The 11497-nt window shown below is 57.7% G+C and carries 10 protein-coding genes and 2 pseudogenes; 1 reads left to right on the top strand and 11 read right to left on the bottom strand.

The window, feature by feature from the left end:
- Positions 1-329: 329 nt before the first annotated feature.
- The 10 genes and pseudogenes from Q363_RS44825 to Q363_RS27250 all read right to left on the bottom strand — a co-directional run bounded on the left by Q363_RS44825 (position 330) and on the right by Q363_RS27250 (position 10729).
- A pseudogene (locus Q363_RS44825) lies at positions 330-1274 on the bottom strand (tyrosine-type recombinase/integrase).
- 65 nt (positions 1275-1339) lie between these two features.
- Complete coding sequence (locus Q363_RS27300; protein WP_035357007.1) at positions 1340-2248, bottom strand: tyrosine-type recombinase/integrase; 909 nt, start codon at positions 2246-2248, stop codon at positions 1340-1342.
- Positions 2242-3480, bottom strand: a complete 1239-nt coding sequence (locus Q363_RS27295) for a tyrosine-type recombinase/integrase (RefSeq protein ID WP_084080827.1) — start codon at positions 3478-3480, stop codon at positions 2242-2244. The genes Q363_RS27300 and Q363_RS27295 overlap by 7 nt, the downstream gene beginning before the upstream one ends.
- A gap of 148 nt (positions 3481-3628) precedes the next feature.
- On the bottom strand, positions 3629-3946 hold the full coding sequence (locus Q363_RS27285; protein ID WP_425387793.1) for a recombinase family protein: 318 nt from the start codon (positions 3944-3946) through the stop codon (positions 3629-3631).
- A 164-nt stretch (positions 3947-4110) separates the two neighbouring features.
- Positions 4111-6771, bottom strand: a complete 2661-nt coding sequence (locus tag Q363_RS41330; RefSeq protein WP_169747156.1) for an IPT/TIG domain-containing protein — start codon at positions 6769-6771, stop codon at positions 4111-4113.
- A gap of 348 nt (positions 6772-7119) precedes the next feature.
- The gene (locus tag Q363_RS27270; protein WP_169747155.1) at positions 7120-7593 is read right to left on the bottom strand and encodes a bactofilin family protein; all 474 of its coding nucleotides are present in this window, start codon (positions 7591-7593) and stop codon (positions 7120-7122) included.
- A 346-nt stretch (positions 7594-7939) separates the two neighbouring features.
- Positions 7940-8284, bottom strand: coding sequence for a hypothetical protein (locus tag Q363_RS27265; RefSeq protein ID WP_035357000.1), 345 nt, complete (start codon positions 8282-8284; stop codon positions 7940-7942).
- Positions 8285-8287: 3 nt separating this feature from the next.
- On the bottom strand, positions 8288-8506 hold the full coding sequence (locus Q363_RS27260) for a hypothetical protein (RefSeq protein WP_157467669.1): 219 nt from the start codon (positions 8504-8506) through the stop codon (positions 8288-8290).
- 8 nt (positions 8507-8514) lie between these two features.
- On the bottom strand, positions 8515-9216 hold the full coding sequence (locus Q363_RS27255) for a ParB/RepB/Spo0J family partition protein (RefSeq protein WP_035356998.1): 702 nt from the start codon (positions 9214-9216) through the stop codon (positions 8515-8517).
- Between the two features lie 151 nt (positions 9217-9367).
- Positions 9368-10729, bottom strand: a complete 1362-nt coding sequence (locus Q363_RS27250; protein ID WP_245632511.1) for a pyridoxal phosphate-dependent decarboxylase family protein — start codon at positions 10727-10729, stop codon at positions 9368-9370.
- Between the two features lie 379 nt (positions 10730-11108).
- Here Q363_RS27250 and Q363_RS41325 point away from each other — a divergent pair, with 379 nt between their 5' ends.
- Complete coding sequence (locus tag Q363_RS41325) at positions 11109-11270, top strand: hypothetical protein (protein WP_157467665.1); 162 nt, start codon at positions 11109-11111, stop codon at positions 11268-11270.
- A 44-nt stretch (positions 11271-11314) separates the two neighbouring features.
- On the opposite strand, the pseudogene Q363_RS43205 reads toward Q363_RS41325, so the two are convergent.
- Positions 11315-11497, bottom strand: a pseudogene (locus Q363_RS43205) (hypothetical protein); the annotation flags it as partial.

The raw sequence follows: 11497 nt of genomic DNA, 5'->3' as shown, positions 1-11497 counted from the left end.
CGAGCGAACAGCGATACCTGTTGCACGTACGAGGTCTGGGTGTTCAGGGCGAGATTCCGCACCTGCATGTCTTCGGTCATGCGTTGGCGAAGGGCTGTCATGACGGGCTCCTTGTGCGAATGGAATGTGCTGCAAGCAGCACCTCCATGGTTTCGCAGTGGAGCACGCGTAAGGAATCCCCCAGGGTAAGGAACTACTACCGACCCAACATGCCCTGATAGAAAGGTCGTGCTACGTCAATACCGCGAAGCGGTTTAGTCCAGCGCCGATTATGCGAAGTTTGGGATTATGCGAAGCCACAGCCTTGAAGTGGCGCTGTGGCCTGCATATCAGTGACGTTTCGCTTCGCATAATACCGGATCGGTGAGCGAAGCGATCAGCGCTTCCGGTGCCTTGAATCGGCCGCGGCGCAGGCCGAGTGGCAATACTGCCTCGACCGCCTCCAGTTTCTGGGTTGGATCCACTCGGAGATAGATCTCTGTCGTTCTGATATCTGCGTGACCGAGCCACAGGGCGACCTTGCGGATATCCCTGGTTGCCTGGAGCATGATGAGGGCGCAGCTGTGTCGAAGTTGATGCGGTGACACGGAACGCCCGGTTAGCGACGAGCACCTCTTCGTTGCAGTGCGTACGTGTTTGTCGAGGATGTATTCGAAACCCGCTCGGGTCATTGCAGCTCCCTCAGCGTTGACGAACAGCTCAGGTACGGAAGCTTTCCCTCGCACCGCCAGCCAGGCACGAAGATCGACTGTGGTCTCCTTCTAGAGCGGAAGACATCGTTCCCTTCGTCCCTTGCCTAGAACGTGGATGCTTGGCGTTCGCTGAAGAGAGAGACTCTCCAGTGGAAGGCCCACCAGTTCCGAGACACGCAGGCCACTCGCAAAACAGAGATGCAGCATGGCGCGGTCCCTAATCCCGAGTCGCGTTGTGATGTCAGGCGCGTCAAGGATGCCGCGAATTTCATCCATCGTCATATGCCGCACCAGCATCTGATCGTGACGTTTGCCTCGGATGGCGCTGATCTGCCGCACCTGTGCCAGGGCAGAGGGGACACGAAACTCGACATACCGGAAAAAAGCCTTGATTGCCGCGAGTCGCCCGTTGCGTGTTGCCGCGGTGTTGCCCCGCTGTTCCTCTATGTGAGCGAGGAAATCGAGAACGAGGTCGGCAGTGATCTGTTGAAGACAGATCTGTGAGGGCCTGATCCCAAGGCGTTGACTGGCAAAGAGGAAAAGGAGCCGAAATGCGTGGGCGTAGGTCTCGCATGTATGCATGCTGCAACCCCTGTCGGTTGGCATGTGTTCCCGTAGGAACTTGGTGATCAGCGGCGCGATGGGCGTCATAGACCCTCCCCAGCGACCAGCGCTTCGGCAGCGACGGCGATACCGGTCATGAGATCCGGCGTTGCCTCCAGATACCAGAACGTATGGGCGATGTCCGAGTGGCCCATGTATGTCGCCAAAGCCACGAAGTGACGGGCCACTTCATCGCGTTGCGTGGAGCATCGCTCTAATGCGCGTGTGGCGAAGGTGTGTCTCAGGTCATGAATGCGCGGCGGGCGTAACCGAACGGGGACAATCCCAGCCAGCTCACGCATGCGGTTGAACGTGTGCTCCACAGTACTTGAGGAGATCCGCCGCTTACTGGCAGACAGAAAAACGTGGTCGTCAGTCACCGCCAGTCGACGTCGTTCTTCAAGATAGCCGTTAACAGCATCGACCACCGTGGAATGTAAAGGAACCATGCGGCTCTTGCCAAACTTCGTTCGCCGGATGTGCAGAACGCCGTCAGGAAGTATGTCCTTTATCCGTAGGCTGAGCGCCTCTGAAATGCGGAGCCCGGTAGCAGCGATCAGACCGAACATCGTAGCGTAAATCCGCCGTCGAAGCGGATAGGACTCGCGCAGCCCACTGGCCGCTCCGAGGAGCTTGCCAATCTCCTCAGGGGCATAGATGTAGGGCAAGCGCCGGGAAGTGGCAGCGGGATACGGGTTGTGGGGTACCTCGTGACGAGGATCCTCGGCGTGCAGGAAGCGCGCAAGGTGCGACACATCCCGCAAACGGACGTGCCGAGCGTGCGCTGAAGGAGACTCGGTTGCCCAGTCAAGTGCGGTCGTAGCAAGGATGTGTGTATCTCCGCTGTCAGCGGCAACCCTGGCGAAGGAACGAAGGTTGCGCGATGCATCGCGCAGTTTATAACCCAGTGTCTGGCGAAGCGACAGGTAGCGTTCTACATTTGCAATCAGCATGAGGGCACCTCCGGCCAAGGTTGCGCGATCTCTGACAGAAGGCCAAAATCCACCTTGGCGTACTGAACTGTCGTGATAGGAGATCGATGCCGCAGAACAGCACCGATCCCGGCCATAGGCGCACCCTGGCGGAGCATGCTCGTGGCGGCGGAGTGCCGCAGCACATGAGCACCGTTGATGGGCGCGCTGATCCCCGCCCGGGACAGCGCACCCCGGACGATCTGGGTGACAGCCGCACGGGTCAATGGGCGAAATGGAGCCAGAACCGATGCAAACACTGCGGGCACCTTCAAGGATGGCCTGCCTCGCTTCAGATAAAGTAGGATCGCGTCGCCGACCTCCTGCGTCAGTGGCAGTGACTCCTGGCGGCGCCCCTTCCCGCACACAATCATGCTTCCGTTTTGCCAATCGATATCGAGAAGCTTGAGTTGAGCGACCTCGCTGGCGCGCAACCCGAGCCGGGACAAAAGCAGCAGAACTGCCCTATCGCGGAGTTCAAAAGCGTAACCGGTACAAGACCCAATTACCCGCTCAACTTCATCTGCGGTCAGAAACCGGGGGGTTGATGAGAGTTGCCAAGATGCAAAGCGGGGAATGGCATGCTCCCTACCCGGAAGGCACCTCCCTGTCACGCCAAGAAAGCAGACAAAGGAGCGGACTGCGACGGCGATGGTTCTGGCACGGTGCATACCGTGAGGGCGTGCGCGTTCCAATACAAAGGTGCGCAGAGCCTCGGCGGAATAAGCACCGACGTCATCGCCAAGAGCCTCTCGAAGTCCTACAAGGATGCTTTGATAGGTGTCGAGCGTCGACATAGTCACTCCACGATGCTGATGCATCCACAAACGGAACTCTCCCAGTAGGGGCCAGAGTTCGCCAGCGCATGGCGGGGCCGGAGGGAGAGGTAGCTCACCCAGCTGTTGGAGGAAGCGGATGAACAGTGCGGCAGCCGTGATCGAATGGCGGTTGGGTCCGCGCTGGTGACGAACGCGCGGCGCCTTATGAACCGCCAACGTGCACGCTTCAAGGCCGCGAAGAAAGTCACGTGCACTGAATCCGTTGGCGAGCATCCAGTCCGTCCAACTGGCCAGAGAACGCAGCAAGCCCTCTACAGAGAGGGGACGATATCCACTCAGGTTGAGCCAGCTGGCAAAGGCGTCGATGTGATCTGCGGCGAGACCCTCACGGAGCCGTCGTCGAGTTACAGATGAAGATAGGTGTGCTTCCAGCATAGTTAACCTCGCGAAGATAAATGAGGTTAAGTATCCGCTAGGACTCTGGAGGCTTCGACGGGCTCTAAATGCCAAGGTGCGATCGGTTCAACGCCCGGAAGCTGCTGAATGCTTCTCTCACTGACCCGGTATTATGCGAAGTGAAACACTACTGAAACGCAGGCCACAGCGCCACTTCAAGGCTGTGGCTTCGCACAATCCCAAACTTCGCATAATCCGCAAACGCCCCCATGACACTCAGAAGCAAATTCGACATGGGCGAATCCTCGCCTGTGAAGGTAAGGTTTTCCTTCATAAAGACGATATGGACGCTCCGCTCCGTCAAACCCAGCACGATTCTCCGCAAATCATCAAGGTTACGGGCCAGCCGGTCCATCGAGTGACAAAACACTGTATCGCCTTCACGGACGAAGCCCTGCATGGCCTCCAGTTGAGGCCAGCTGAAGGACGCTCTCTCGGCCAGCATCAGAATCAGCCTGTGCGCGGAAGACATATCCGGCGGACAGAGAGCGGGACTGGGCAATACGGTTGAGTTCCCAGTTGCCGATCTTCGCTGAGCACCACGGAATCGATGGACATACCTGCTTAGATGTAAGCAGTACTAGTAATGTTTACTCTGCGACAGGTCACCTAGTATCCCGTCCGTGCCAGATAGACCAGGCTACCGATCCCACTCATAAAGGCGACATAGTGGCCGTCTGCGCTGATCGATGGATAGAAAAAACTGGAATGCGTGGACGGCACAAGCTGATTGGGATCGGTAGAGGCTACGCTGGTTGATGGAACGCAACCCGCTGAAGCTCCGATACAGGTGTCGCGTACCATCACTGTCGTGATGTAGATGTTTGTCGGATCATCCCCCTGGTGCAAATAGGCGACATACCGTCCATGTTCACTTACGCTGCGGAAGCCGATGTAACTCTTGCTAGGACCGCCGGTGACGCTCGAAAGCTCAGAAATCAGGATTGTAGAGGGTGTGCAGCCCGCAGGCGCTCCGATACAGGTGTCACGGAGATAGACCTCGGAGCCATTGTTGATCGTTCGGCCCGCGATCATATTCTTGTCCGTCGTGCTGAAGACGACGTAACGGCCGTCCTTGCTGAAGGAGGGCGCTTCGTCCGCAACAGCGTCATTGGCAAGGTTGCCTTCGCTCTCGCCACCACTGGCTGTCACATCAACCATGGTGTAGGTGATGGTGCATCCAGCCGACGCTCCAATGCAGGTGTCCTGAACAAAGATATGTGTCGTGCTGCTCAACGCAGGGTCCACCCGCACACCTGGGGCACGGAATAGAACATAGCGTCCACCGGTACTGATGTCCGCCATGAACGGGCGCTGCACAGGCGTTGACGTCTTGCCTGTCGCGACGCGGGTGATGGTTGGAGTGCACGCGGAGGTCGCGCCCAAGCAGGTATCGCGAACATAGACGCCAACCGTGCCGGTGCTGTCTGGGTTGAGGTAGACCTTGTTGTACAGCACATACCGGCCATCAGGACTCATCGTCGAGCAGCAGTCGGTTGTGTTCGATGGCGTCGCCGCACCAGGAACATAGGAAACAGGAATCGTTGATGGTGTGCAGCCAGAGATACTTAGGCAGGTATCGCGAATATCGACTTCCAACTGATAACTCCGGTCAAATCCTACCCAGCGGGCATCACTGCTTAGCATGACGAAGCGATATGCTCCGCCATACATATACTGTGCTCCTGTAGTGTCGACAGTGACCCGAGTGGTCGCTGGTGTACATCCAGCAGGCGCGGACGATCCGACGCAGGTGTCGCGCAGGAAGCCATCGGTCTCACCATTGGTGTCGCCTGCAACGATGTCAGAGGAATACGAAGCGAAGCCGACGTAGCGTCCGTCCTGGCTTACAGTCGGGGGTGAGTTGTTACTCGACCAGTTCGAAGCACCGCCATTGACATAGCTGGCTGAGACGAGCTGAACAATCTGTCCGCTCACCGGCTCTGTAACCGTGAAAGAAGTGGCAGCAGAAGCTCCGCCCTCACTCGCGGGATTCACCACGGCGATCGAGAAGCTACCTACTGCTGTCAGATTCGCAGTTGGGAGATTGGCCTGAAGCTGTGTACTGGACATATACGACGTGGTGAGATTTGTACCATTCCTTTGCACGGTGGAGTTTGGCGTAAAGCCCGTTCCCGTGACCGTGATGGTAGTTGCCGGGCTATTCAGGACAGCTGTTGCAGGGCTAATGCTGGCGATGACCGGTTTTGCCGCTGTAATAGCAAAAGAAAGCTGACTTGCGGCGTGTATCCCACCCTGCACGACATCTATAGTGGCGTTGCCTGCGGTAGCGATGTCAGCCGTAGAGAGAGTTGCTTTCAGCTGCGTGGAACTCACAAAGGCCGTCGGTCTGTTTGTTCCATTCCAAGTCACAGCAGCAGAATTTGTGAATCCCGTGCCGTTGACCGTAAGGTCAAATCCAGCACTACCGGCAACGACGGTGTTGGGTGAGAGCGACGTCAACATTGGCGCCGCAGCATTGATGGTGAAGTTTAGTTGATTCGTCGACCGTAAGCCACCCTGCACCACATCGACCGATGCCGTACCGGCGCTTGCTATGTCTGCCGCAGCAATGGAGGCCGTGAGTTGCGTCGAGCTGACGACAGTGGTTGGCCGGACGGAGCCGTTCCACGCGACGGAAGCGCTTGATAGAAAACCTGTGCCATTGACCGTGAGGGTAAACGCGGCTCCGCCGGATGTCGCCGTTGCGGGCGATAAAGAAGAAAGAGAGGGAGAAAGGCTGGTTATGGTGAAGGCTACCGCGCTCGAGGCGCCGCCACCGGGTGAAGGGTTAACAACAGTGACTGATTTGGAACCGGCAGAAACGACGTCTGCCGCGGTGATGCTCGCCGTCACCTGGGTCGGGCTCACAACTGTAGTTGTCCGGGCGGCACCGTCCCACTGCACCGTGGCGCCAGAAACAAAATTAGTGCCGTTTACCGTAAGCGTGAAAGCCGAACCTCCGGCTGCTGCCGTAGCAGGCGACAACGAAGTTATTGTCGGCACTGGGTTGGGCGGAAAGCTGATCGCAAACGTGGTGGCAATCGAGGTCTTGCTTTTGCTGGCTACCGTAATCTGCGCCGTACCCGAGTTGGCGATGTCTGCTGCAGTGATGGCTGCGGTTAATTGAGTAGCATTCACGAAGCTGGTTGTGCGCCCCGATCCGTTCCACTGCACAGTGGCTCCGTTCGAGAATCCCGAACCATTCACCGTCAGGGTAAAAGCGGAAGACCCAACGTTCGCACTTGCAGGCGCGAGAGAGGCGATCACTGGTGCAGCAGATTCACCACCACATCCACTCAGAATTGCCAGGAATAAAAGCGGAAGACCGAACATCACAGCAGCCAAGCAACGACGAAAACACATGAACGGGGCCTCGCAAGCTCAGTTAAGCGCGATTTCGCACAGCAAGACATCCATCACGGCAGCATCAGGTTTGCTGGGAGATCGAGCAGGCGGCAAACCAAGGGAGCTTCGCGGGGAAATCTGTGGGAACTGCGCTGGTTAGTTGGTAATCTAGAGGAAAACTTGACCTTCACCCGCGATGATTCGCGCGGGGTTCTCCTCCGCTATCGTCGGCCAAAACCTTATCGCGCACGACCGTTTAAAATCGCGACCTCAGTTCACGTGCGAAAATTCAACTTGCTCGTGCTCCACTGCCTCAAGCGCGGATTCCCTTCGTATGTCGATGCTCGCCGTCAAGAAGGCTCCATCCTCAATGGAGATGCGCGAGACTACGGCGTCTCCATATAAGTAGGCCTCGCTGCGAATATCAAGATGATCACTTGCTTTACAGCTGCCAAGAACCTCGCCGAGCACTACGATATCTTGCGCTGCGATATTAGCCGAAACTCGGCCGTTTCGCCCCACCGTCACACGATCGCCCGGTAGGTCAATAGAACCCTCAACCTTCCCTTCGATATATAGGGCTTCTGAGCCGGTAATCTCCCCTTTGATGAGCAGTGATTTGCCGATCGTACTCCGATCGCCCCGCAAAGATGTGGAAGAACTTGGCTTAGATGCATTTGAAGGCCGCATTTGGCGAGTTGGATCTGGGACTGAGGATGGTGCGGCATCGACGTGATCTAACATGAGATCCTCTAATTCCTTCTTTGTGACCGTTAGAATGGGAACAGACCTGCTTCGGTCACGCTACGAGAGATTGCGGCCACACGATATAGCATCTTTGGGTGAGAGTCGCAGGTATTAAAGGACATGGTTAAGTCTTCAACGGGATTGTGGCACGGTTCGACGCGCACATTGCAGGCAAAGCGCTTTGGTTAGAGAACCGAGTGCAGGAGGTTACCCCCCGACCCAGAGATTGTTCAGCGCATCTTACGGCGGCAGGTCCTCTTCGAGAAACTTGCAATACCAGCGTTCTCGAGGCACGAAGGACATGCGAATGCGTCGGAGCATCGGAATGGGAACCCACTGAACTTTACAGGAATCGGTTCGATGCGGTCGGTGCTGGCGCGGTCTTCGGAGCGGCTTTCTTCTGGCCTTTCTCTTTCAGCTCACGGTCAACGTCCTTGCGGACGGTGGCGGTGTCCACGGCGAATATCTGCGCGACGGCCTCAAGACGGTCGGCCTTCCCGGTGTTGTATTCGTTGACAGACAGCTCCCCGGCGACGGTGGCAAGCATGGCGATCTTGACTGCGCCGTCTACGCCGATTTCCTTCAGCTTTGCGTGGAGCTTGTCTTTGCCGTTCCAGCTAAACAACTCCTTCGGCCATCCGATGAGGTTTGCCAACCGCATCAGACCGTTGTGGTCGGCACGATTCAACGCTTACTCTGCAAGAACCAGATAGCTCTTGCTGTCGAGCTTCGCGGCGGTCGCGGCCTTGTGAGTCGCAACGAAAATGTCGCTCCGCATCGCCGCTTCCCTCTTCGTTGCTGCCCTCTTCGCCTTCTGTTCGGGGCTGGTGTTGCTGCTCGAAGCTAGGCTCGTGCCGTGAACGGCGCATTTGGGGTCGATGCAAACGGTGGCCTTCTTACCGCGCTTCATCCCGTCCACTACACGCCGATTTTGCTGTGTTCGCAGCTCTTCCCTTTCTTGACGACGTTGTACTGACTGTTCGGCAAAACATCTGCGGGCATGTTGCTGCCGCGCGAGTACGAATCGCTGATCCTGACGACGGGCTTATTGCTGGCCATCAACTGCTCGACCGTTACGTCTAGGTGCCGCGTCACCTTGGCCTCGAAGCATGGCCGATGGGTGCAAACGTCGCCCTGTTTTACATTAGAGAAAAGCATGGTTGCGTTGCCGGTGCGCTTGCTGCAATCGACGCAAGCTCCTGCCTCGGGGATAAGTAAGGGGTTCTTGGTGTCGAACGGAGCCTCGGCCAAACCCAACATGACGTGAGAGGCGATGTGACGGCGCAGCTCGGAGAGCGAGACACACTCCGCACGTTTCTCTCCCCATCGCTCGAAGAGGCAGAATTTCAGCAAATCCTTCTGGACGCTCTTATCGAGCCGTGCCAGCTCAACCGCATGGCTCACGGTGATGCGCTGCTTGCGAAGCGCATCCTGGACTTCGGCAATCGAAGAGAGCAGGCGAAGGCGAAGCCGTACATAGCTTTCGGGCTTGCCAATCTTCGCGGCAATGTCGGCGGGAGTCAGAGTGCGATTCTCTGCTGCCGCTGCAACAAACATCTGCTGGTAGCCTTCGGCCTCCTCAAGCGGTTCGAGGTCTTCACGCAAAAGGTTCTCGATCATACGGGCGTTACGGGCTTCTTCGTCGGTGTAGCGGCGGCACACACCAGACGGGAGGACAGTTAAGTCCAAGCAAAGTACCCCCTGGGGGTCGCTTCCTTTGGGAGGAGTGGGGTGTTTGGAGGCGGGGTTCTCGCGTGCCGCTCGACAGTTCTCATATGGCTTGCGATCCAACCTCTTCGGCGGATGCGAGGACCTCATCGAGAATGGACTGTATGTCCTCCTTCGTCGTCCGGTGATTCACGATGCATGCTCTAAGCGCGAAGGCATCCCCGATTCTGGCATTGGAGAGATAGACACGTCCGCGTCGCACGACCCTGTCCAAGATTGCCCGGTTCAACGCATTCGGATCCCCGACTTTGCCAACATAGCGGAAACACACCGCACTCAGGGAAACGGGAGCAAGCCTTTCCAAGAGCGGCTCAGCATCCACTAAGTCCGCCAATAGCTGAGCGAGGCCAAGGTCTTCCTTGATGGACTCCTGGAAGGCTCTCAGCCCGTGATAACGCAGAGACAGCCATATCTTGAGTGCCCGGAACGGCCTTGAAAGTTCCATCGATTCGTCGAAGAAGGTGAAGCCTTCAATCGGATCGTCCGATAATGCCTTGGCGTACTCCCCGGAGTGTGCGAACGCCCTTTGCGCTGCGGTTGGGGCATGGTAAAGCAAGCACCCACACCCGGTTGGCTGGTACAGCCACTTGTGGGGATCGAGAGAGATCGAGTCGGCGCGCGCCAATCCTCGAAACGCTTCGGGCATGACCATCGCAGCAAAGGCACCGTAGGCCCCATCGACGTGGAGCCAAAGGTCAAACTCCTGACAGAGATCTGCGACCTCTGCCAGTGGGTCGATGCTGCCCGTTGTCGTCGTACCGGCGCTCGCAACCACTGCGATTGGGGTTCTGCCGTTCTGCAGGTCATGCACGATTGCCTGGCGAAGACGCTCCATCGGCATGCGGAACATTTCGTCGACTTCGATGAGCCGGACGGCATCGTGTCCAAGGCCCAGCAGCGCGGCTGCTTTTTGAATCGACATGTGGGCTTCCGAAGAGCAGTAGAGGACACTACCGCTTCGAGTTCCACTTTGATTCGCAGGCGCCTTCGCCTCGCGCGCCATGCATAAGCCCATCAGATTTGCGGAGGATCCGCCGAGGGTAAGGCTCCCGGTGTATCCGTTGCAGCCGATCGCGTCGGCCAACCATCGCACGACCGTGCGCTCGATGGTGACCGCGGAGGGTGCGGAGCGCCATGCCGTAACGTTCTGATGTAAGACTGTCGCTGCGAACTCGCCCAACATGCTGATCGGTTCGCCGGATCCGAAGACATACCCGAAGAAGCGGGGGGATGCCGGGCGGGAGTGCTCGAAGATCGAGGCGAGCGCATGGAAGGCTTCGTCGCCGATTCCTTCTGCCGGAGCGTCCCCGGCGAACAGACGCACAGTGTCAAGACCGGTTATGCCAGGAGGATACGTAGGGAGTTGCGGGAGCTTTTGCAGATAGGAAGCCGAAAACTCAGACAACGAGCGGGCAAGTGCCTCAAATCTCTCGGAAGAAAGTGACAAGGTTCGCATACAACCCCTTGTAATGCTTGCAGAGTTAGGCAGTCCGACGGTTCGAGCTGACATGGTTCGGAGTCTTGCTGTCCAGCTCGCGTGATTGTGCCCGTCTCATTCTACGGTGACGGATGGGGTAGGCAGTCTACGGGCGCTAATCGGAAGTCACCGCATTGCTTCCGTGTTACCGCTAGTTACCGCTAGCCAAGATCGGAAGCGCCTCGCGCACGATACCTCACTGGGGTTGAGTTGCTCAAGCGGGGCGCTTTCGATTTGGAGGCAAGAAGGAAGCCGCAGGCGTTTGCCGCGGACGCGGTGATCCAGGTGGGAATTATGGATTTTGAATATGGTCCGGGGACCAGGCGAGTGGATCACAAGGCCTACATCGGCAGCGATGCTGATGGAAATCGGTCACGGCACGGATAAGCCGGCGCAGATCGAAGGCCTCAAGGGCATGAACGACTACGCTCAGACGGTGATGAAGATGCAGTTGAACACACGCGTGTGACGGCATGCCTGGAGCAGGTCCGCAGACCGGGTTGGGACCTGTTGTCATGAGGAATCGAGAGCTCCGAGATACAACTCGGCGGCGGTGAGTCTTCGCGCCACGCCCATCGGTCCGCCGCATCGGGGGCAGTGCCACAGGGCAGTGGACTCGGACGGCGACCTGGTTGGAAGTGGAAGCGGATCGCATCCGACGCGAGCCAGCAGTCTTCTTGTCAGCGGCAGGCTCTG

Origin of the sequence: Edaphobacter aggregans DSM 19364, assembly GCF_000745965.1 — a bacterium.
GTDB lineage: Bacteria > Acidobacteriota > Terriglobia > Terriglobales > Acidobacteriaceae > Edaphobacter > Edaphobacter aggregans.
This window is presented reverse-complemented; position numbering and strand designations above follow the sequence as displayed.